We start from the raw sequence: 23,056 nt of genomic DNA, 5'->3' as shown, positions 1-23,056 counted from the left end.
GGTGCTTACTTGGTTGCGTCGAGCAGGTGTTGTTTGGCTTCGTTCAAGGCTTCGGCACTGGCTGGGAAGTAGCCAACTTCCACGATAACGTCGTTGACATTGCTCAAGTAGTAGTTGATGAAGGCTGCTACTTGGGGCTTTTCGGCCAAAATGTTCTTCGCCGAGTAGATGTACAACGGACGAGCCAACGGATAGCTGCCATCTTCCGTGGTCGCTTCGGTTGGTTCCACGCTATCAATCGTCAAAGCTTTCAGCTTGGTTTTGTTTTCGTTGTAGTAGGCGTAGCCGAAGTAGCCAATTGCATTGGCATCGCCTTCGATCCCCGTCACCAACACGTTATCATCTTCGCTCAACTGGGGGTTGGCACCCAAAATGTATTTTTGTTCTTTCGCGTAGAAGTGTTCGACGAAGTAATCGAAAGTGCCGCTATCGGTGCCTGGGCTATAGAGCTTGATCGCTTCGGCTGGGTAGCTGGCATCCACTTGGTCCCAAGTTTTGTAGGTGCCGGAGAAAATGTCGGCGACTTGGGCTTCGGTCAAATTGCTGACGAAGGTGTTTTTGCTGCTGACCACGACGGCCAAGGCATCGGTGCCGACGCGGAATTCAATCACGTCGCGGCCTTTGTCGGCGCAGGCTTTGGCTTCTTCGTCTTTGATCGCGCGGCTGGCGTTGGCGATATCGGTTTCGGCGGCAGTACAGAAGCGCTCGAAGCCAGCACCCGTGCCGATGCTATCGATCGTGATGTTGCCTTTGTAGCCATCTTCGCCGAAGATTTCGGCCACGGCTTCGCTCAACGGATAAACCGTTGATGAACCAGCGCTCACAATATCGCCTTGCACCGCTGCTGGATCAACTTCTTCGAGGGTTACGGCGCTGCCAGTGTTGGTGTTGCCACCGGTACTGCTGCTGCCACCGCTCAAAGCATCAACCAAGTGTTGTTTGGCCTCGGCCAACGCTTCAGCGCTAGCTGGGAAGTAGCCAACTTCGACGATAACGTCGTTGACATTGCTCAAGTAGTAGTTGATGAAGGCTGCTACTTGGGGCTTTTCGGCCAAAATGTTCTTGGCCGAGTAGATATACAACGGACGTGCCAACGGATAGCTGCCATCTTCGGTGGTCGCTTCGGTTGGTTCCACGCTATCAATCGTCAAAGCTTTCAGTTTGGTTTTGTTTTCGTTGTAGTAGGCGTAGCCGAAGTAGCCAATCGCGTTGGCATCGCCTTCGATCCCCGTGACCAACACGTTATCATCTTCGCTCAACTGGGGGTTGGCACCCAAAATGTATTTTTGTTCTTTCGCGTAGAAGTGTTCGACGAAGTAATCGAAGGTGCCGCTATCGGTGCCTGGGCTATAGAGCTTGATCGCTTCGGCTGGGTAGCTGGAATCCACTTGGTTCCAAGTTTTGTAGGTGCCGGAGAAAATGTCGGCGACTTGGGCTTCGGTCAAATTGCTGACGAAGGTGTTTTTGCTGCTGACCACGACAGCCAAGGCATCGGTGCCGACGCGGAATTCAATCACGTCGCGGCCTTTGTCGGCGCAGGCTTTGGCTTCTTCGTCTTTGATCGCGCGGCTGGCGTTGGCGATATCGGTTTCGGCGGCAGTACAGAAGCGCTCGAAGCCAGCACCCGTGCCGATGCTATCGATCGTAATGTTGCCTTTGTAGCCATCTTCGCCGAAGATTTCGGCCACGGCTTCGCTCAACGGATAGACCGTTGATGAACCAGCGCTCACAATATCGCCTTGCACCGTTGCTGGGTCGACTTCGGCCAAACCACCAGCGGGAACTTCAGCGGTTGCTTCAACTGATGGAGTTGCAGCAGCTTCAGTGGTTGGTGCAGTAGTTGCAGCAGTTTCAGCAGTAGTCGCTGTCGCTGCGGTTGATGGTGCAGTGGTTGGAGTGCTGTCGCCGCCACATGCTGCGAGCATCGTCAGCAACATAATTGAGGCAAGCATTAAACTCAGCAGTTTCCGCATGATCTGGATTCCTCCGAAAAAGAAATTTGTGTACTATCGAAATTGAATTGTGTGCATCACGTGAGAGCAGTCTAAATCGCTATACTTAAACTGCTTTGATCGCTGTGTTAAGTTCCGATTAAATCTTGGTGCAATGTTGAGTGTGGTGGATTAATCGCGCGGTTTAAACATCAATCACATTTAAACCATAGGAATGCAGAAATTCGCGCACCGACGGCGTATCGGGCAAGGCCACGACTTGGCGAATATCCAAGCGCGAAAGCACAACTTCAACTGCTCGAATGCTGCCCCGTTGATCAAGATAAGCATGCCGCCCAAGCACTGGCGCATCGATTTGCCAGCCCTGTTGCATGTGGTAGCGCACAAGTTCCAAGCGTTTGGTCGCATCGTCTAGGTGAACCATAAGCGATCAAGCCTCCGTGATGCGCAATTGCGCAGTTCAACGCCGTTTGGCTTGATCAGACCATGCTTGGGTTATGCTGAGATTAATCGCTGGTCAAATTATCACGATCAAAGCAGATTTTGCTTGGATTGCGGCAGTTGGTAGCTGGTCGAACGGCCATCGCCCGAGCGCACCAGCACATTGCGCTCGACCAAATCGTTTAAATCGCGGGCTGCTTGCTTGGGCGAAATTTGGGTTAGCTCACGATAATCGCGGTTGGTAATCGACGGATGCTGTTTGAGATAATCGAAAATCTGTTGCTGGCGCTCGTTCAATTCAATAGTTGGCGGGTATAAGCCAGGGTAATGTGCGGCCAAGCCATGCAAATCATTTAACAAACGATCAAGGCCGCTCGCTTGGGCCAATTGAATTGCCTCGGCATAGTAGTGGCGCATCAGCTGGGTTTGGCCCAATTCGGCGTAGGCTTCGGCCAAATCGTAGCAGGTGTTGGCTTGCCAATTGTGGTTGTGCATGGCCGCAAAAATCTGATAGGCCGCCAAATAATGCTCAACCGCCAACGTCAACTCTTGCATCCAAAAGCAACATGCGCCAATGCTTTTTTGACACAGGCCTTGCATGCGCCGATTGCCCGTGCGATTGGCCAAATTCAGGCTTTGCTCAAAATAATCAAGCGCTTGGGCATAATGGCCAAGGTCGAGATAATCGTAGCCCAAATTATGCGCAATATGGGTCATCAATAAGCTATGGTTAACTTCGTTGGCTGCCAACCACGCCGCTTGATGCTGGTTGATCGCCTCTGCATGCTCGCCACGATGGGCATAGAACATGCCGCGAGCATTGGCCAATTCAGCCCAAGCCCCGCGATCAAGCGGGTCAATCAAGGCAGCGGCTTGCTCAAGACTGGATTGGGCCTGCTCAAAATCGCGCTGATCCTGAAACCACATCCATGCTTGCTCCAAGCATACGCGATAGCGCAAGGGGTCGTTGGGCGCGGCACGCTCGACAATCGCAATGCTATAGTTGAAATGGGCTTGGGCTTCCATCGTGCTCTGCGAGCGAAAAGCCTTGCCGCGTTTGTAATAGGCTTCTGCTTTGAGCAACGGCTCGTTGGCGGCCAAGGCAGCTTGGTACTCGCCTAAGGCGGTTTGAACATCGTTCATAGTCATGGCCACATCGCCACTGACCAACTTGAGCCGAAACCAAAGCTGGGCTTGCTGAATATCGTGGGCTTGAATTTGGGCCAGCAATTCGCCCAAAGCGCGGCCCTGCAAATTATCAACAATCGTTTGATGCTCAGCGATGATTAGGCTGGCTGCTTGATCGTAGGCTTGGGCTTGCAGCCAATGCTGAATTGCTTGCAGCGGCTCGTTATGCTGCAATAATTCGGCCAATTGCTCATGCCAGCAGCGGCGTTCGGCAGCACTAATTTGGCTCTGCAAAAAAGGTCGCAATTTCTCGACTAAGCTCAAGCCGTTTGATTTGAGCAAGCCATGCGCGGCCAATTGTTGAAATGTCGGCGCTGCAATTGCATTTAATTCGAGCCAACGCTCCAGCCAACGTTGAACTAGCGGCGGCTGGTTAAACGCCAACATGCGGGCGAGGATTTGTTCGGCAGCAGTTAATTGTGGATAGAGCGCAATAATCGCATGGTTTGGAATGCTGGGGCTGGGATGCTGCAATTCTTCGATCAACAATTTGGCCAGGCTTTGGATGGCTTGATTGCGAATGGGATAGATCGTTTGCTCGACCACGCCCATGGCTTCTGCAAGATCGGCAATCCGCAAGCCCTCGGCATAAAAGCCAGCCAAGACATTATATTGACGCCATGGCAAGGCCAGCCAATGGCGCTCGCCGTGGGGCCGAATGCGCTCAATCAGCCACCACAAAAGCGCTTGGACTGCCCGCCCAAGCTCAGCCGAACCGTGAGGCTGCTCACCAATATACCAGCGTTCGATTATCTGGCAGCTAGCGAATGGCGAACCTGCCAAAAACAACAGATCGCCTTCGCGCGCGTGGCGTAGCGCTTCCGCCAGCATTTTTTCGATAGTTGGGAGATCGTAGCTCAACAAGTCAGGCTGATTCATGGTACATCCTTGTCCAAATAGCGCATGCCCCTCGCCCTCCCTGCAACGCTGGCTAGCGAATAGTTTGGATGAGTTGATAGGCGTTAAATAGAGCGAGACTCACGCCAGCCAGCAAGCAGCCAAGCGCCATTAAGCGCCGTGCCATGCTCACATTGGCCCACGTCACATGGTCATGGATCGCTGGCACAAACACAGCGTTTGAAGCTAGATTTTGGCTTGGATAGGTGCTTGGGTGGCGCAGCAAAATCAGATCTAAGCTATCGCGAAAGCCGCTGGTTACTTGGCCACGCAGGCTATGAAACCCCTGGATCAGCGCCAAGAACAACGGTGCGCAAGCCAACACAAATTGCAAGTGGAGCGGAAAACGTGGCAGCCAATTTAAGCCAGCCACAACAAAAAAACCAACTGGGAGCCAGCCCATAATTGCATACCACAGCCACACGCTGCTTTTGGTACGGCGCCAAGCAACAAAATAGGCCAGGTTGTACCATGCTAAGCCCAGCAAACCAACACTAAAACTGAGCCAGACTAAAATCTGCATCGGGTGAATCCTTTAATCCTAATCAGGTCATGCTGCAACGTACACTGCTTAAAAATAGCTAAAAACGCTAGAGCTAATTTGATTGAGTTGCATAGATGCAACTGCGATACTGAAACCAGCTTCCACTACGTCCCCGCCATGGTTTCGTTCCACCCCCGTGTAAGGAGGATTGTATGTCGTTGGTTCTACGTCGTTTTGGCATGATCGCATTTATGGTCATGTTCATTTTAGCATTAGCGATTGGTAGTTCTGCCAAAGCCGCTCCGCAGGCCCAGGCCGATGCTGAAAGCCTCGATCTTGGCGATGCGCCATCGTCGAACAACAATTTTGGCTTGCTGATGGATGCCTACAGCGGTGTGCCCGCCAAGTATCCAACCGTCTACTCGACCATGCCCAATGGCCCTGCCCACATCTTTGCCAAGCTGATTCACCTTGGCCCGGGCGTAAGCCAAGAAGCTGAAGCCGACACCGGCTTTGATGCTGATGGCCCAAATAACATCAACCCCAGCGCCAACACGCCCAACCAAGATCGCTACGACAACGCCTTCCTTAGCCCGTTGGACATCAATAGCTTGCCCAACTGCCAGCCAACCCAAATCCGCTATCAAGTAACGGTCGACCCAAGCTGGACTGGTGGCACGATCAAGCTGTATACCAACCTGTGGTTTGATTGGGATCGCAGCGGCTATTGGGGTAGCGCAAGCTTCTTCTGTAATAATACGCCCACCACCGAATGGTCAGTTCAAAATGATGTTAATGCAATCACAGGGCCTGGAACCTATATTTTTAGCACCTCGGCCTTCTTGCCAGTCAATACCAACAGCAACAAACCATTGTGGATGCGGATTTCGCTAAGTGAAAGCCCAGCAACCAACGACGATGGCCGTGGCCCAGCCAGCCGCTGGAAGTATGGCGAAACCGAAGATTATTTATTGACTGGCACCGACCAGCCAACCCCAGTGCCAACGCGGACGTTTACCCCAACCCCAGTGCCAACGCGGACGTTTACCCCAACCCCAACCGCAACCGCGACGGCAACCAATACCCCAACGCCACCGCCAACGCGGACGTTTACCCCAACTCCAACGCCAGCCAACGATATTATCTCCGATCTTGGCGATGCGCCCGATTCGACCAACCACTTCTCGACCAGCATGTTGGCCTATGCGCCTTCGACTGGCGCCCGCTACCCAACCGTGTTCGACCCCAGCACAGGCTTGCCCGAAGGCCCGTTCCACTACGATGCCAAACAAATTGTGCTTGGTGCTTCATCGACCTTCGAGCGCGAGGCCGATACTGGCCCCGATGCTGATGGCCCAAATAATATTCAGCCAAGCACCAATCAGCCAAACCTCGATCGCGCCGACGATACCTTCTACTTAGGCGTGCCCACCGTCAACAGCTTTGCCCCTGCCTGCCAAAGCAAAACCCTCGATTATCAGGTTACGGTCAACAGCGTGCCAGCAGGTGTCAACCGCTTGTATGTCAACGTCTGGATCGACTGGAACCGCAGCGGTTTCTGGGGCGGTTCGGTGCAGTGCCCAGGCGCATTGGCCAATGAATGGGCCGTACAAAACCAAATGATTCCGGTCACCAGCGGCAACTATGTTTCAACCAGCTTCCTGAGTGGCTTGCAAGCAAGCAATTTGGGCAACATCTGGATGCGAATTACGATTAGCGAAAGCCCTGCAACCAACGACGATGGCCGTGGCCCAAGCAGCGGCTGGAAATATGGCGAAACTGAAGATTATCTGTTGCGCTATACGACCGATGTTACGCCAACTCCAACTAACACACCAACGAATACGCCAACCCCAACCATTACGCCGAGCATTACGCCGAGCTTCACCCCAACCCCAATCACGCCAACCCCACCGCCTGCAATCAGCGATTTGGGCGATGCTCCCGATTCAACCAATAACTTTGGCGTCAACATGACAACCTACATCAGCGGGGTGATTGCGCGCTTCCCCACCGTGTTTAGCGGTGCTGCGCCAATTGGCCCTTACCACCGCGATGCCCGCCGCTATCACCTCGGGCGCAAAGTAAGCTTTGAAAAAGAAGCCGATGTTGGATTCGACATCGATTACACTCATAACATCTCGCCAACCCTCAACATGAACGACCAAGATCGCGCCGATGACGGATTAGTTAGCCCACGCAGCTTGCAGGCGTATCAAAACTGTACTGCTACACGGTTTACCTATACCGTCACCAATAATACTGCATCAAACATCACGGTCTATTTCAATTCATGGTGGGATTGGAACCGCAGCGGCAATTGGGGCGGCACGTTCCAATGTCCCAATGGCTTATCTAACGAATGGGCGGTGCAAAATCAAGCAATTGTGCTGGCCCCAGGGATCAATACCTTTACCACGCCAACATTCTTCCCCTACCATCCACCCCAACGGGCAGGTATTTGGTTCCGCATGACGGTCAGCCCAACGCCAGCTAGCGCCGCTGATGGCCGTGGCCCCACTGGTGGCTGGGAGTTTGGCGAAACCGAGGATTATATCTTTATGCCCGATTTGGGCGATGCACCTGATAGCAATAACAGTGCAGCCGCCAATATTCTGGCCTATTCGCCAGCAACCCAAGGTTTCTTCCCAACCATATTCAATCGCGTGCCAGCAACCTTGCCCAAAGGCCCATTACACCAAAACTTAGGCTTGCCCTATATGCTTGGCAAGAGCCTGACCGCCGAAACCGAGGCCGATGTTGGGCTGGATGACGACGCAACAACCAATATTCAAACCGCGCTCAACCGCGGCAATTACGATCGCGCAGATGATGCCTTCGGCGGCGGCGTGCCAACCGCCAATAGCCTTGGCCATTGCAAAGCCAACAAACTGGCCTACAACGTGACCTTGCCCCACAATCCGCCGCAAACTGGCTCGATGACGGCCTATGTTAATGTGTGGATCGATTGGGGAGCTAACGGTCAATGGGGCACCAACTATAGCTGTGTCGATTCCTTGGGCGTGACCCGTAGCGCTCGCGAGTGGGCAGTGCAAAACCAAGTGGTTAACTTGAGTGGCCCGAACGCCTATAGCTTGGTTACGCCGGTCTTCTATTCGTACCAACCAAGCCTGCCCTACAAGCCACTTTGGCTGCGCATTAGCATTAGCAACACGCCTGCAACTGCCGCCGATGGCCGTGGCCCAACCGCTGGCTGGGAATATGGCGAAACTGAAGATTATCAACTCAAGGTCTTACTGACCCACGTGGTTGGCGGCCATGTGCGCGATGTGGCTGGCTTGCCAATCGCCGATGCCAATGTCTACTTGTATCGCCGTAGCACAACTGGCAACCCAAGCCCTGAGTTTGTTGCCAGCACCCAAACCGACGAACAAGGCAACTATGAAGTGAGCGGCGAAGCCAACGGTGAATACTTGGTCTTTGTCGAGCAGGCTGGCTACCAATCAATCTGGTACAAAAATGCAGCCACTGCCGACCAAGCCCAGCCAATTTCAGTCGCCGAGCCTGGAGTCAGTCAGATTGACCTGACCCTCGTTGCCAATGGTGGAACAGAGCCAGACCCAGAACCAACGACCCGCAAAAAATAACTGGCACTGCTCGCCAATTTAAACAATGAAGTTACCAACGCTTGCTCAGCCAATTGTGGCTTGGGCAGGCGTTGGCGTTTGCGGAGGATTATTCGATGAAAACGCGTCTGCTTCGGTGTTGCTTGCTAATCGGTTTACTTCTGAGTGCCATGCTCCCGCCAATCGTGAGCCATGCAGCACCCCAAGCAGCGCCATTGGTCGCCATCTACATCTTGGCCTACGATAATCGACTTGATAGCCCAATGAATTTAACCCCCTACTATGCCCAAACGCTCACCAGCATCACCAATGCAACCGTCGGCCAGCCCAACCTCACCGCAATTGTGCTGACCGACCTAAGCGGCATGGGCGATACCCATGTGCGGGTTGTCCAGAATGGCAATGTCAACACGCTCATCGGCCTACCAGATCGCGATGGCAACGTCGATAGCAACCTGAAAGAATATGATCTGACCGATGGCAAAACCTTGGGGGGCTTTTTGCTCTGGGCCAAAAGCAGCTTCCTTGCCCAAATCTATACCCTCAGTTACATCGGCCATGGCGTGCCCGTCATGCCCGATATCGAGATTGCGGCGATTAGCGATCCAGAACGCCCAGCCAGCATTAATTTGCCACCCTTGCCCACCCGCATCGGTGCCAACGCCGATGTAACCGACCATACTTTACCAAGCAGCGCCGCCTATAGCGCGCTCTCGCCCAACGATTTGGCCTTGGCCTTGGCAATTGCCGCCCCAGTCGGCCCACGCTTTGCGGTGCTCGATGTGCTGATGTGTTTTGCTGGCTCGATTGAGGCTTTATATCCGCTAGCCCCATACGCCGACTATCTCACTGCTTCGCCCAATTATGCTTTTTTCGACCCAACCATGCCCGGCAATGCCTTAATTGGCTTAAATAGCAACCCAAGCTCGTTGCAAATGGCCGAGCACATCGTCAACACCTATCACAATCAACTGCCCAGCACGGATCATCCACGCATTTTGAGCATAATCGCCGCCGATCAATTGGCTGGCTTGAAAACAAGTTGGGATATGCTCTCGAATGCAATCTATCTGAGTTTGCTCAACCCAAACCAACGCCCAGCAACTCGCACGGCCTTATTCAATGCCTACCTTCAAAGCAAAAAATACGATTTAACCTATTGCGAGCCAAGCGATTGGCAACTCGATGCTCCTGATGGCTTGGTTGATCTGCGGACGTTTGCCCACGCCCTGAGCCAAACCTTTAGCAATCTCAATCCACAGATTGCCAACTTGGCCCTTCAAACCCGCGACCGGATTCGCAATAGCTCTGGTACTTCGATGGTTGTGGTCTATCGCGTCGCCGATAACGATTATCCATGGTTCGACCCAACGCCAAGCCAATGGATATTCGATGGCCCAAGTGCGCTGAGCATGGACGATGACGCTGCTGGCTTGAGTTTATACGCCGATTTACAAGGCTTGCCCGTAACTGGCGCAACCGAATTAAGCTGGCATGCCCACTGGTATCATGATGATGCAACCCAGCCTGATAATCCCAACCCCTTGGCGTTTTTAGCCGATCTCGGCCAGCGCAATGGCTGGGATGAGGTGTTTCAGGAATATTGGCGCGATATTAATTTGCAAACTGCGCTCTGTACTCCAAGTTTGCCTGCGACCCGTGATCAAGCCACGCCACGCGCCGACATCAGCCTTAGCCAACTTGGCCCAAGCGAAAACAACTTAGCAGTTAATGAAGCAATTCGTTTGAATGTAGGCTTGAATCTCAGCCGCGCTGTACAACGCAGCGATTTACGCTTTGAGGTAGTCCGCAATGGCACGCTGGTATTTAGTGATAGCCTGCAATTAACCAATCTCAACCCAGGCAGCCAACGCATCTATGCCCAAAAAATTTGGCAACCAACCACAGCTGGGGTGTATAGCGTGCGGGTTATTGGCGATAGCGGCCAGCATGTGCAAGAAAGTAACGAAAATAATAATCTACTCAGTCGCTCGATCAGCATTAGCGCCAGCACGCTGCGCCGCCCAATCATCAATGCCAACACCCACAATAATCTGCAATTATCGAATAGCCCAACCCTCACCTTAAATCTGCAACAACAGGCAGGCAGCGGTAAACCAATTTCAAGTGTGCTTATCCAAGCCTATCAATATCAAGCGAGTGCTGGCAACCCACGTCTGCAAACTCCCATTTTACGTGCGACAACCACGATTAATCAGCTTAGTTTGCCCAATGTGGAGATGAGCCTTGCAGGCTTGGAGCCAGGCGCTGTGCTGTTGTATATCTGGGGAACATCGGCCAACGGCTCAAGCCTCATTCCGGCAATTGTACGAACAAATTATGCGCCCTTGCCAGCAACGATCAATCAAAGCCAAAAACACGTTTTTCGCTTTACGCTCAAACGCCAGCAAGCTCAAACCTTTAAGCTGCAAAGCCAAGTTGGCAACAGCAACTTGCACGCGTGGGAACCCTACATTTGGACTGCGCCAACCCAACAAGCAACCAGCAACGGAATTGATCAGATCAGCTATAGCTCAACTCCCATAGCTGGCGAATATCTTGTTCAAGTGAGCAGCACCGATAGCAGTCGCTATTTGTTTACGGCTATGCCCAACCCACAAACTGGGCGCAATCAGGAAGTCGTAAGCAGCAGGCAAGCTCGCCCAATCTTCGTAGAGCCACAGCCATTTTTGCCAACTCATCAGGTGTTTATGCCCGCCGTTCAGCAATAATTAATACCCTAAACCTAAGCCCTCGCCCATTCCAATGAGCGAGGGCTTACCACGAAGCCAAGGCCAGCCTACATCTCCTAATTCTGCCTTTTACCTTCATCCCTCATCCTTCATAATTCATCCTTTTCAATGTTGGTGTTGCTCAGTCAGCGTGCAATACAGTTGCGGCGTGTTGCACGAACATTCAAGTTGCAAGGTGGCATGACCAATGTTATAGCTATGGCAAAGCAATTCATTGATTGCGTTAATCAATTGCGGGCTGCGCTGTGGATCTTGTTGGTTGGTCACAACATGAGCCGAGAGCGCGCGCATGCTGGCGGTAATGCTCCAAATATGCAAATCGTGAATCGCCTGCACGCCAGGAATGGTTTGCAAATCGCTGACCACTTTGTCAACATCAATATCCCGTGGCGTTGCTTCCAACAACACATCAATCGAATCGCGCAGAATTTGCCAGGCATGCCAGATAATAAAGCCAGCAATCAAGGCCGAAACCAATGGATCCAGCCAGCGCCAATCGGTAAAGAAGATCACAGCTCCTGCAATCGTTGCACCAATCGTCGAAAGTACATCGCCCATCAAATGCACAAAAGCGCTACGCAGATTGAGGTCGTTTTCGCTACCCCGATGCACGAGCCACGCCGTACCAGCATTGACCAGCACCGCCAATAACGAAACCCCAATCATAATTGGTGCATCAACTTCGAGCGGGTTTTGCAAGCGCTCGATCGCTTCCCAGCCAATGCCCAAGGCGATGCCAACCAAGGTCAACGAATTGACGAAGGCCGCCAAAATGCCAGCCCGATGGTAGCCAAAGGTTTTGCGCGCATGCGCCGGACGACGCGTGAGCCACAGCGCAATCCAGCTAATCAGCAAGGCCAGTACATCGCTGGCGTTGTGGGCAGCGTCGGTGAGCAACGCCAAACTATTAGCCCACAAACCAGCCACAATTTCGACCCCAACAAAGCCAAAGGTAATTGCCAAGGCCCAAATCAGGCGCCCACCTGCATCGGCGGGCACACTATGATGGTGATGATGTCCGTGGTCGTGATGTCCGCTCATCGTTCTTCCTCCAACACAGCTAAAATTGGCGCAACCGATGGATCAGGCGTTGAGCCATGGCGAATATGATTCAGACAAACGAGCACCAGCACCCGCACATGGTCGTCGTCGAGGCTATAAAAAACCAATTTGCCCTCGCGGCGTTGTTTGACCAAGCGCAATTGGCGGAGCACCCGCAAATGTTGCGATACCGCCGACTCGGAATAATTCAGAATCGCCGCCAAATCGGCGGTACATAGCTCTTGCTCCAGCAAACAGCCAACAATTTTAACCCGCGTCGAATCAGCCAAGGCCCGAAAGGTTTCGGCCATCAAAAAATAGCTCTCGTCATCATGCAGCATTTGCCGCCCGCGCTCAACCATGGCCGGGTTAATGCCGTCGTGATTATGGTCATGCATCAGCCAAACCTCACATAAACGATTGCACAATTGCTAAATTATCAAATCGTTTGCGCTTCGTCAAGTAGTTTGCAACCTTTTGTTTTAGACCACGTATCATATTCAATCAGTTCAATCTTGACTGAACTTACTGAACGTGCTAGATTCTATTTAATCAGGACTGAACAGAATCGAGTAGCGCTATGGATAATCTACAAGCACGTTTGGCGTATGCAGAACGGATTGCGGTTTTTTACGAAAAAGCTGGAGGCATACCACGCATGGCTGGACGAATTATGGGCTGGTTGTTGGTTTGCGATCCGCCGCAGCAAAATGCAACTGAGCTTGCGCAAGTGTTGAGCGCCAGCAAAGGCTCGATTAGCACCATGACCCGCTGGTTGCTGCACATTGGCCTGATCAACAAAACCACAATTCCAGGCGAACGACGCGATTATTTTGAGATTCGCGAAGGAACATGGGCCGATTTGCTGGCCCAACAATTTCAAGCGGTTGGGTCATTTCGCGAGCTGGCTAACCAAGGCTTGGCGTTGTTAAACGATCCTAAAGGTCACGAGGGCGCACGGCTGCGCGAAATGCACGATCTATATGCTTTTTTTGAGCGTGAATTACCGTTGCTGATTGAAAAATGGCGTAACGAACGAAAGGAATAACCATGACCACGGTTGTTCAAACCACGAACCTAAGCAAAACCTATGGCAAAAATCGCGGTATTGATAATTTGAATTTGCAGGTGTTGCAAGGTGAAGTCTTTGGCTACTTGGGGCCAAACGGCGCAGGCAAAACCACGACGATTCGAACGATTTTGGATTTTATTCGGCCAACCAGTGGCAGTGCCCAGATTTTTGGCCTCGATTCGCAGCGCGATTCGCTGGCGATTCACCAGAAAATTAGCTATTTGCCTGGCGAATTGGTGATGTATGAAAAAATGACGGGCAGCGAAATGCTGCATTATTTTGCTCAGTTGCGCGGCAATGTCAGCCAAACAGCAATTAAACAACTAGCCGAACGCCTAGAGCTGGATTTAAAACGGCCAATTCGCAGCTTATCCAAGGGCAATAAGCAAAAAGTTGGTTTGGTACAAGCATTTATGGGCCAGCCAGAACTGCTGATTCTCGACGAACCGACGAGCGGGCTTGATCCGTTGGTGCAACAAACCTTTTATCAACTGGTGCTCGAAGCCAAAAACGCTGGGCGCACGGTTTTTCTCTCGTCGCATGTGATGTCGGAAGTTGAGCATATTTGCGATCGCGTCGGGATTATTCGGGCTGGCAAATTATTGGCAATTGATACGGTTAAGGCGCTCAAGGCACGGGCGCGGCGCACGCTTGATCTCTATTTTGCCCAGCCAATTGAGCCTAGCGTGTTTGATCACATTCCGAATATTGACGATTTACAGGTGATTGGCAACCATGTGCATTGCGCAGTAACTGGCTCGATTGACCAGTTGATCAAAACCGCAGCCCAATTTGAATTGCGCGATTTAGTGAGCCAAGCGACCGATCTGGAAGATATTTTCTTGGCCTATTACAAAGGCGAGGTAAGTGATGTTGCGTAATATTTTTAGCAAAACCATCTACGAACGTCGGCGCTCGCTGCTGTGGTGGGGCTTGGGCATTATCACGTTGGTTACTGTGCTGATTGGTTTTTACCCAGCGATGAACAACCCAGAAACCAGCGAACAGCTTACCAAAGCAATGGAAGCCATGCCCAAAGAGATGTTGGCGGCCTTTGGAGTGACCGATGTTGCCAATTTGACCACGCCAGCAGGCTATATTCAAGGCCGCTTATTTGGCTTTATGCTGCCGCTGATCGTCATGATTTTTACAATCGGGCTTGGCTCGCGGGTGATTGCTGGCGAGGAAGAGGCGCGCACACTTGACCTGATCTTGGCCCATCCAATTCGACGCTCGACAATTGTTTGGCAAAGTTTTGCAGCCTTGAGCGTGCTTGCGCTGGCGATGGGCCTGATTACGTGGCTCAGCTTGTGGCTTGGCGTTGTGCTGTTGGATATGCAGATTGGGGCAGCCGAACTTGGCGCTGCCTCATTCAACATGAGCTTGATGGCCTTGTGTTTTGGGGCGATCGCCTTGCTGATTGGCGCGGCAACTGGCAAGCGGGCATTGAGCATGGCGGTGGCCACAATTTTAGCCGTGATTGGCTACTTTGTGAATTCGCTGGCCAGCGTGATCGATTGGCTCGTGCCGTTGCAAAAACTTTCGCCATTTTATTATGCAGATTACAATCAACCGCTGAAACATGGCTTTCACTATCTGCCGTTTTTGGTCTTGGGCAGCGTAATTGTGCTGTGTGGTTTTGCAGCAGTCAAGCTGTTTGAACGCCGCGACGTAGCAGTTTAATCGCTGCCAGCCCGCCGTTGATGTGCGCTTGGTTGATCCAACGGCGGGCTTTATTTGAGATTAGGGTTGGCAATAAGCCTCGTTCTGGGTAACACTCTCGACTTTGACGGTTGTTTTGGCCCAAACCACAAACTCGCTCAACCCAACTTCACTTTGCAGATTACCCCAATCATAGGTATAACCAAGGCGCGTCCAAGGATAGCCATTTTGCGCATCATACGAAAGGCTGCGTTGGAGATTAAACCAATCGCGGCTAAATTCATAGTCTTGTTGCGATGGAAACGCGCTGGCTTCAGGCATTTCTAGTTGGGCAACGCTATCGGTAATTTCTGGGTCGGGGCTTGGGCGAAAGAGATCTTCAGCGGGAACCCACAAATGCACAATCCGATTTTTGCCATTATTGGCGGGCAAGCCGAGCAGTTGCTCCAAGCGTAAGGTCAATGGTACATCAGCGGTCGCAGTATAGGCTTTGCAAAAATTTTGCATTTCGGGCACGATGCTGACCCATGTTTCGCGGGTGGTTGTGGTTTCTTGGCCAACCAAGCCATCATAGCCATTCCACGATGTCCAGGTTGCAACCAACACCCGACCTGTGGCTTCATCGCGCACAAGGTTGCGATTATTGGCATCGATGACCGTCAGTTGATCGTAAATTTCGCTGGCTTCGGCAATTTCAGCATCGCTGACTGCTGCGCGAAAGCGGCGTTCAAGTTCTGCTTGCTCAGGCGTAAAGGTTGGGCTTGCAGTTGGCTCGATGGTTATGGTTTTGGGTGGCACGCTTGGCACACTGGTTGCGGCGGCGGTTGGCGCGCTTGTTGCGGTTGCTGGAACATCAGTTGGCGCGCTTGTTGCGGTTGCAGTTGGTGGGACGGTCGCGAGCGCAATTGTGCGATCTGCGGTTGCGTTCGTACCACAGGCGGCTAAGATTGCAGCGGACAAGCCGAGTGCTTGGAATTTTGCCCAGCGGCGGAGCCATAAGCGTTGAGGCATAGCCATACTCCTTCATAAAAAGAATGCCAAATGAAATGACCCCAGGGCTAATAAGTAAGCGCGGTGGGTCAATGAAGCACGCATTAATCTGCTAGGTATTCTCAAGCAACGGTCTAACAATCCATAGCAGCTTACATTAATCAGCCTAGCGCAGCGTCACGATGATTGGCGTTGTTTGATCAGCTCAATCATTGCTGCTGCTGTAGGTTCGTTGCTGGCCTCTAGGCCTGCAATCACGCTTTGTTGATTGGCATGAGGCTGGTTTTGGCTAACCTTCCATTTGCCCAACAAGCGGGTAATTGGAATTGCGATCCCAACAATCGCCTTAAGTAAGGCTTCGGTATACTCGTGGGGCGCATCGCCAACTTGCCATTGATGCTCAAATGATGCTTCATTGTGGTTGGTCAAGTGTTCAAGTTGTTGGCGCAGCCATTGCGGATCGTCAATAACCTGCAACTGGCCATAGGCATGGGCGACTGCATAGTTCCAGGTTGGCACAACCCTGCCAGTTTGGGCTTTGCTAGCATACCAACTTGGCGTGATGTAGCTATCGCTGCCATGGAAAATTGCCAATATTTCGTGTTGCGACGTATGCTCCTGCCAGATGCTGTTGGCGCGCGCCACATGGCCGTAGAGCGTACCAAATTCGCCAGCCTGCGGATCGAGATAAAGCGGGATGTGATTGGCGTTGATGCCATTTTGATTGAGCGTAATAATTGTTGCCAAGGGTTGGCATTGGATTAATTCCTGCAACACTTCGAGGCGTGGCTCGGCAAAATGTTTGGGTAGATACATCGTCAATCCTCCTTTAATGTTTGGAGCATATTCGCGTCGCGCAGCAAGAGCCAACCGTGGGCATGCTTCTGCCACAACGAAAAGCTATCGCCAGCGCGAACAATTGGCGCTTGGCCATTGGGTGGCTGAATCTGCACCCGCAGTTGGTTCCAGCAAGTGGCCCATTTGCCATTGAGCCTAATTTCTTGAATTTCAAACGCGATCTTGAGCTTGAATTGGCTTAACCCTGCTGAGGCGGCGGCGAAGGCCTGCTTGCCGCGCATTGGGGCTTGGCCTGCGACCAAAAAAATCACTTCATCATCCAACAAAGGCAAGATTTTGTTAATATCGCCTGCTTCGGTTGCTTCAATCCATGTCGTTACCAATTGGCGAATAAGGGTTTGATCGTCGAGCATTGCTTCCTCCTTGATCGCTTCCATTATGCCAATTAATTCCAGTCGATTGTACCGCCTCTTGACTGAATTAAGCGCCCAAGAAAGGTTCATTCACTCTCTACGCCGCTGCGTTAACGGATTGATCCACGAAGGACACGAAGTATCGTAACCGCAAAGCACGCGAAGACTGTTTTTAGCCACGAATTCCACGAATAAGTATATTTTAGCCACAGATTGCCACAGATTTGCTTGATGTTGTTCCCATAGCAAAAAGCCCAATCTTTAGCTTGATCCCTAGCCCCTAACAACTGATCCCTGATCACTATTTGACTTCTGCCTTTTGACTTTTGTTTTGATCCCTCATAATTCATTAAAAATGGGCTAGCAAGGATGTGCTATGATAGATTTGCGTTGTTTTGTGTGAAGGAAGCAATCCCACTGCTATGTATGCCCACGTTGCGCTCAATGCCTATTTGCCCGATAACCCTGAGGCGATTTTGACCTATGCCGTGCCGCCGCAGCTCCGCCCGTTGAGCGTTGGAGCTTTGGTGTGGGTTCCGCTTGGGCCGCGGCGAGTGCAAGGCGTCGTTTTAGAATTTAGCACCCAACGGCCCCAAGGCTTTGTGGTGCGCGATATTCTTGAACATGCCGACCCCGAAGCGATTGCCGCCCCAGCTCAATTGGCCTTGGCGCAATGGTTTAGCCAAACGCAGGCCGTGCGGCTGTGGGATGCGGTGCAATTGACTATGCCGCCAGGTGTGAAGCAAGAAATTGAGCGTACATGGCGCCCAACCGAGCACGGCCAGAAAATCGAACTTGGCGTGCTTGATGAGCGCGAACGGGCGATTTTGTTTCATCTGCGGCGCGTTGGCGAGCAAAGCGAACGCCAGCTGCGCGTTGATTTGCGTGGCTCGGACGCTGATCTGCGCCGCAGTTATACCGAATTGCATGAACGGGGCTTGATTGCATTGGGTAGTTTGGTTTCGCGGCCAGCGGCCAAACCAAAACGCGAATGGAGCGTGCAACCAACCAGCACCACCCCTGCCGAAGCCTTGGCCGAATTGAGCAAAGCGCCGCGTTTGGCGGCAATTTATCAAGCAATTTTGGAGCAAGCGCTTGATGGCGAAATGGTTCTATTGCCTGAGTTGCGTGATGTTGGCGCAAGCTTGAGCCATCTGCGCAGCTTGGCCTTGCGTAATTTGATTCAGCTTGAGCAAGTTGAGGTGCGACGCGACCCGCTGCTTGGGCGCATTCCAGCCTTGGAGTTTCCGCCAGAACTGACGCTTGAGCAAGAACGGGGTTGGCGCCAAATTGTCGAGGCCCAAGATTTAGCAAGCCGCACAGGCAAAGCCAAACCAATTTTGTTGCATGGCGTAACTGGTAGTGGCAAAACCGAGCTGTATTTGCGGGCGATTGGCCGAGCACTACGCAATGGCGGACAAGCCTTGGTGTTGGTGCCAGAAATTGCCCTCACCACGCAACTGGTGCGGCGTTTTGCGGCGCGCTTTCCCGAGCAATTGGCGGTGTTGCACTCGGAACTGAGCGTTGGCGAGCGCTACGACGAATGGCGGCGTTTGCGGCGTGGCGCTGCCCAAGTGGCGATTGGATCGCGCTCGGCAATTTGGTCGCCGCTGGGCAAATTGCAATTAATTATTGTTGACGAAGAACATGAACATTCGTTTAAACACGAGGCCACGCCCTACTACAACGCCCGCGATTTGGCGGTGAAGTTGGCAGAATTAGCGGGCGCTGTGCTGATTTTGGGCAGCGCCACGCCATCATTAGAAAGTGCCTACGCCGTACAAATCAACAAATACGCCGTGCTCGAATTGCACGAACGAGTTGGGCGCAAAACGGTGGCTGGCGTAACCAAAGCTGATCCGATTCCCATGCCGCCAGTGCAGATCGTCGATATGCGCAGCGAGCTGAAGGCTGGGGTGCGCTCGATGTTTAGCCGCCCATTGCAAAGCGCAATTCAACGCACGCTGGAAAAGCGCGAACAAACCATTTTATTTTTGAATCGGCGTGGCATTGCCTCGTTTGTGATGTGCCGTGATTGTGGCACGACGATTCAGTGCCCGCGTTGTGCGGTGGCCTTGGCGGTGCACGGAACCGAGGGCGAGCCGAATGCGCCGCCGACGTTGCGCTGCCATTATTGTGGCCATGTCGATTGGGTGCCGCGCAATTGCCCAAGCTGTTTTAGCACCCGCATTCGCGATTTTGGGGTTGGCACGCAACGGGTGGTCGAAGAAGTTAAATTGCTCTATCCTGAAGCGCGGGTGATGCGCTGGGATCGTGATGTAACTGGGCGCAAAGGCTCGCACGAAGCCTTGCTCAACCAATTTACCCAGCACGAAGCCGATATTTTGGTTGGCACCCAGATGGTTGCCAAGGGCTTCGATTTGCCGTTGGTGACGTTGGTTGGCGTAATTACCGCCGACACGGCCTTGAATTTGCCCGATTTTCGTTCGGGCGAACGTACCTTTCAGCTGTTGGCCCAAGTGGCGGGACGAGCTGGACGGCGGGCTGGCGGCGGGCAGGTCATCATCCAAAGCTATAATCCTGAACATTATGCAATTCAGGCAGCGGCCCAACACGACTATCGCCAATTTTATCGTGAGGAAATTGCCTTTCGGCGGACAGCCCACTACCCGCCATTTAGCCGCCTGATTCGCTTTATGACCCAATCGCCATCGAGCAAAACTGTCGAGCGAGTGGTGCGCGAATTCGATACTCAGCTGCGCGAAGAGCTAGAGCGGCGGCGGATTCGCGATTGGGCGATTATTGGGCCGTCGCCAGCCTTTTTGCAAAAAGTGCGCGATCTCTATCGCTGGCATATTTTGGTGCGCTTGCCCGACCCAACCGATTTATTGCATGGCTTGAAGATTCCTGCTGGCTGGACGATCGATGTTGATCCGGTCAGTTTATTATGATCCACGAAGCGCACGAAGGATGAAACCACGAAGGGCACAAAGATCGCGAAGCTGTTTTAGCAACGAACTACCCTAATGCCATGGATCAAGTTCATCCTTCATCCCTCATCCTTCATACGTTATTGCTCTGCGCCGCTGCGTTAAATTTCTGCCTATGCTCTATGTTCTATGCTCCTTGCTCATCGCTCACTAAAACGGCTTTGCGGCGAGTAAACAGCTTGGCGGCTTGCAGGACGAGCCAAATCAACAATGCCAACACGGCGACTAAGGCATATTCAATTACTGGAATGCGCACAATTTCATCGATTTTGTTCCAGCCGCGCCAGGTGTAAATGCCGATAACTAAGGCGAGATAAGCGCCGCCAAGCAGCCAGCGCCAAGCTTTGCTCAAGCCCAAGCCATGCATTTGGGTGATGACGAAAATGCCGAAAAAGCCAAAGAAGAACATCGGCCAGAAGCCAGTTGGCCCAGCTTGCACGAAGGCCACCATCGCGCCGTGAAACAACACCATCACCTCTTGAGTCAACATCCACCAGCGATTAACGTGAATGCGGGTGAGAAATAGGCTGCCTTGGAGCAACAGGAAGAACATATACACAAAGCCAACTAAGTGGCCGCTGCTGGTTTCCATTGGGTGATACCAGAAGGTGTAAATGGCTGCCCACGAGAAGACATAGCCATGATATTGACGCGCAGCACGGCCAATTTCCTTGCTAATTGGCGCCCGCTTGCCCATAAACAAGCCACGGCGGCTGTTTTCCATCAACAAAATCCAGACCAGCATGACAATGACTGAGCCTTGCGAGCTGAAGATCGACACATCTTGGGCGAGGCCATCATACCAAAAATGGGTTTGGATAAAGTGCAGCACAATAAACAACGCATTAGCGCCAAGGGCAAACCAATTGATCGCTTGCAAGCCGTTGGTATATTTTTTGACCCGGGTTTGGGCATAATAAATTGCGCCCCAAATCGTCACTTGATGCAAGAAGTAGCCGCCCCATGCAGTAACCCGCGACCACAAGGTTGGATTGGGCAATTGCCAGTAGTACCAACTTGCCCCTTGATCGGGCAGCTTTTCGATGGCGTGCAAGCGCTGGCCCGCCCACCAAATCAGCGCGGTAAAAGCAAAACTAAACACAATACCCAGCCAGAGCGCAGTTTGAGCCGAGCGCGGCTGCGAACGATCAAGCGACGATTGCATACGAAACCCCTTTGTAAAAGTTAGAAGTCAAAAGTCAAAAATCAAAAATGATTAGGAGTCAAAATTTAACGCAGAGGCGCAGAGGGAAAGATGGATCTTGGCTTTGGGCTATAGATCATAAAGATCCTAAAAATCGTTCCGTTAGGCAATAGCCATCAGCCGATAACCTGCCATGCTCTGCGTCTCTGCGTTAAAAAGCGTAGCTCTGCTATGCTCTATGTTCTATGTTCTTTGTTCTAACCCATCCCTACGAAAACGCTTGCTATTTGGATTGAACAATGCCATGATACCCCTGAAATCAATTAGCACCGAAATAATCGCTTCTTGGTATAATGGGGCGCACCAAGGCCGAGGCACATATGCGAAAATCGTCAACCAATCGACTACTCCTGTGGGTAGCAATCGCAATCGTCTTGTGGGTTGTAATTCGACGAACTTCAATCGTCATTGTCGTTCCAGTAAGTGGGCTAGGTTTTCTGGGGTTTCTGGTGGCGAGTGTGATCTTGGTCTGGTGGATTTTACGAAAAGTGTTTTGAACTCAATGGCAAGGCTGCCATCGACGGCAATGTCGCCGCTTCAAGCATAATAACTTCAATGAGGTTTGATCATGCATCGCATTGCCGTTTTAACCAGTGGTGGCGACTCCCCAGGAATGAATCCCGCAATCCGTGCTGTCACGCGGACTGCGCTCCATGCAGGTTGTGAAGTGTTTGGCGTCTATCGAGGCTATGCTGGCCTGATTCAAAATGATATGCGTCGGCTTGAATATAAAGATGTGGGCGGGATTATTCAACGTGGCGGCACGATGCTGCTTACCGCCCGCTCGCCCGAATTTATGACTCCCGCAGGCCGCGAAAAAGCAATCGAGAATTTACGCTGGCATGGGATCGAAGGCTTAGTAGTGATCGGCGGCGATGGTTCGTTGCGCGGGGCCGCTGCTCTGACCGCCGAACATGGCTTGCCAACCATCTGTCTGCCTGGCACGATTGATAACGATATGTATGGCACAGATATGAGCATCGGTGCAGATACCGCGCTCAACACGGTGCTTGAAGCGATCGATAAAATTAAAGATACAGCTTCATCGCATCAACGGGCCTTTATCATCGAAACTATGGGTCGTCACTCTGGCTATTTGGCCTTGATGGGCGGCTTGGCTGGCGGCGCTGAGGCGATCTTAATTCCCGAAATTCCAGATACAACGATTGAAGATGTGGTCGAAGTGATCAAACGTTCGTTTCGCAAAGGCAAAACCAACTGCGTGATTGTGGCAGCCGAAGGCGCGCACCTAAACGCCCAAACCATCCAAGACCAAATTAACCAAATCGATGCTGAGGAAAGTGGCTTTAGCTTTAGCTTCCGCACGCGAGCCACCATTTTAGGCCATATTCAACGCGGCGGCTCGCCATCGGCCTTTGATCGCACCTTGGCGACGCGGCTTGGTTCGGGCGCGGTCGAGTTTTTGCTATCTGGTAAGAACGGCGGTTTGGTTGGCGTGCAATCACGCAAATTAACCGTCACGCCCTATGATGAAGTGCTGGCAAATCCCAAAGTGCTTGATGCCAAGCTCTACGAACTTTCAAAAATTCTTGATCGTTACTAAAGAACAAAGAGCATAGAACATAGAACATAGCGATCAGAGGATTGATTATTGATCCGCCG

17 protein-coding genes are annotated in these 23,056 nt (G+C 52.1%); 7 read left to right on the top strand and 10 right to left on the bottom strand.

Annotation, left to right across the window (positions count from 1 at the left end; genetic code table 11):
• Positions 1–5 precede the first annotated feature (5 nt).
• The 4 genes from SE18_RS16910 to SE18_RS16895 all read right to left on the bottom strand — a co-directional run bounded on the left by SE18_RS16910 (position 6) and on the right by SE18_RS16895 (position 5,001).
• Positions 6–1,973, bottom strand: coding sequence for a PstS family phosphate ABC transporter substrate-binding protein (locus SE18_RS16910; RefSeq protein ID WP_054535643.1), 1,968 nt, complete (start codon positions 1,971–1,973; stop codon positions 6–8).
• A 163-nt stretch (positions 1,974–2,136) separates the two neighbouring features.
• Entirely contained in the window at positions 2,137–2,376 is a 240-nt protein-coding gene (locus tag SE18_RS16905; RefSeq protein ID WP_054535642.1) for a hypothetical protein, read from the bottom strand.
• A gap of 107 nt (positions 2,377–2,483) precedes the next feature.
• Positions 2,484–4,460 carry a tetratricopeptide repeat protein gene (locus SE18_RS16900; RefSeq protein ID WP_054535641.1) on the bottom strand — a complete coding sequence of 659 codons (1,977 nt, stop codon included), beginning with the start codon at positions 4,458–4,460 and terminating at the stop codon, positions 2,484–2,486.
• A 52-nt stretch (positions 4,461–4,512) separates the two neighbouring features.
• Positions 4,513–5,001: a hypothetical protein gene (locus tag SE18_RS16895; protein WP_054535640.1), complete on the bottom strand. Its 489-nt coding sequence runs from the start codon at positions 4,999–5,001 to the stop codon at positions 4,513–4,515.
• Positions 5,002–5,174: 173 nt separating this feature from the next.
• On the opposite strand from SE18_RS16895, the gene SE18_RS16890 reads away from it, so the two are divergent.
• Complete coding sequence (locus tag SE18_RS16890) at positions 5,175–8,570, top strand: GEVED domain-containing protein (protein ID WP_054535639.1); 3,396 nt, start codon at positions 5,175–5,177, stop codon at positions 8,568–8,570.
• Positions 8,571–8,665: 95 nt separating this feature from the next.
• A complete protein-coding gene (locus SE18_RS16885) occupies positions 8,666–11,281 on the top strand; it encodes a clostripain-related cysteine peptidase (protein WP_054535638.1) in 2,616 nt (871 codons plus the stop codon).
• A 126-nt stretch (positions 11,282–11,407) separates the two neighbouring features.
• Here the strand turns inward: SE18_RS16885 and SE18_RS16880 are convergent, their stop codons facing one another.
• Both SE18_RS16880 and SE18_RS16875 read right to left on the bottom strand, forming a co-directional pair.
• A complete protein-coding gene (locus tag SE18_RS16880) occupies positions 11,408–12,343 on the bottom strand; it encodes a cation diffusion facilitator family transporter (protein WP_054535637.1) in 936 nt (311 codons plus the stop codon).
• Entirely contained in the window at positions 12,340–12,741 is a 402-nt protein-coding gene (locus SE18_RS16875) for an ArsR/SmtB family transcription factor (RefSeq protein ID WP_054535636.1), read from the bottom strand. The genes SE18_RS16880 and SE18_RS16875 overlap by 4 nt, the downstream gene beginning before the upstream one ends.
• A gap of 182 nt (positions 12,742–12,923) precedes the next feature.
• On the opposite strand from SE18_RS16875, the gene SE18_RS16870 reads away from it, so the two are divergent.
• Genes SE18_RS16870 through SE18_RS16860 form a run of 3 tightly spaced genes read left to right on the top strand, consistent with a single transcriptional unit; the run spans position 12,924 to position 15,098 of the window.
• Entirely contained in the window at positions 12,924–13,391 is a 468-nt protein-coding gene (locus SE18_RS16870; protein ID WP_054535635.1) for a GbsR/MarR family transcriptional regulator, read from the top strand.
• A 2-nt stretch (positions 13,392–13,393) separates the two neighbouring features.
• Positions 13,394–14,296 carry an ABC transporter ATP-binding protein gene (locus SE18_RS16865; RefSeq protein WP_054535634.1) on the top strand — a complete coding sequence of 301 codons (903 nt, stop codon included), beginning with the start codon at positions 13,394–13,396 and terminating at the stop codon, positions 14,294–14,296.
• Positions 14,286–15,098, top strand: a complete 813-nt coding sequence (locus SE18_RS16860; protein WP_054535633.1) for an ABC transporter permease subunit — start codon at positions 14,286–14,288, stop codon at positions 15,096–15,098. Before SE18_RS16865 ends, SE18_RS16860 begins: the two co-directional genes overlap by 11 nt.
• 60 nt (positions 15,099–15,158) lie before the next feature.
• Here the strand turns inward: SE18_RS16860 and SE18_RS16855 are convergent, their stop codons facing one another.
• From SE18_RS16855 to SE18_RS16845, 3 genes are all read right to left on the bottom strand, one after another.
• Positions 15,159–16,088, bottom strand: coding sequence for a PDDEXK family nuclease (locus SE18_RS16855; RefSeq protein ID WP_054535632.1), 930 nt, complete (start codon positions 16,086–16,088; stop codon positions 15,159–15,161).
• Positions 16,089–16,244: 156 nt separating this feature from the next.
• Entirely contained in the window at positions 16,245–16,883 is a 639-nt protein-coding gene (locus tag SE18_RS16850) for an FMN-binding negative transcriptional regulator (RefSeq protein ID WP_054535631.1), read from the bottom strand.
• A gap of 2 nt (positions 16,884–16,885) precedes the next feature.
• The gene (locus SE18_RS16845) at positions 16,886–17,278 is read right to left on the bottom strand and encodes a YybH family protein (RefSeq protein WP_054535630.1); all 393 of its coding nucleotides are present in this window, start codon (positions 17,276–17,278) and stop codon (positions 16,886–16,888) included.
• 422 nt (positions 17,279–17,700) lie between these two features.
• Between SE18_RS16845 and priA the strand changes: the two genes are divergently transcribed.
• Positions 17,701–20,190, top strand: a complete 2,490-nt coding sequence (priA, locus tag SE18_RS16840; RefSeq protein WP_054535629.1) for a replication restart helicase PriA — start codon at positions 17,701–17,703, stop codon at positions 20,188–20,190.
• 166 nt (positions 20,191–20,356) lie between these two features.
• Here the strand turns inward: priA and SE18_RS16835 are convergent, their stop codons facing one another.
• A complete protein-coding gene (locus tag SE18_RS16835) occupies positions 20,357–21,394 on the bottom strand; it encodes a hypothetical protein (protein WP_054535628.1) in 1,038 nt (345 codons plus the stop codon).
• A 607-nt stretch (positions 21,395–22,001) separates the two neighbouring features.
• Here SE18_RS16835 and pfkA point away from each other — a divergent pair.
• Positions 22,002–22,997, top strand: coding sequence for a 6-phosphofructokinase (pfkA, locus tag SE18_RS16830; RefSeq protein WP_054535627.1), 996 nt, complete (start codon positions 22,002–22,004; stop codon positions 22,995–22,997).
• Positions 22,998–23,056: the final 59 nt, after the last annotated feature.

Origin of the sequence: Herpetosiphon geysericola (genome assembly GCF_001306135.1) — a bacterium.
Lineage (GTDB): Bacteria > Chloroflexota > Chloroflexia > Chloroflexales > Herpetosiphonaceae > Herpetosiphon > Herpetosiphon geysericola.
Note: the sequence above shows the minus strand (reverse complement) of the source record. Positions and strands in the feature narration are given on the sequence as shown.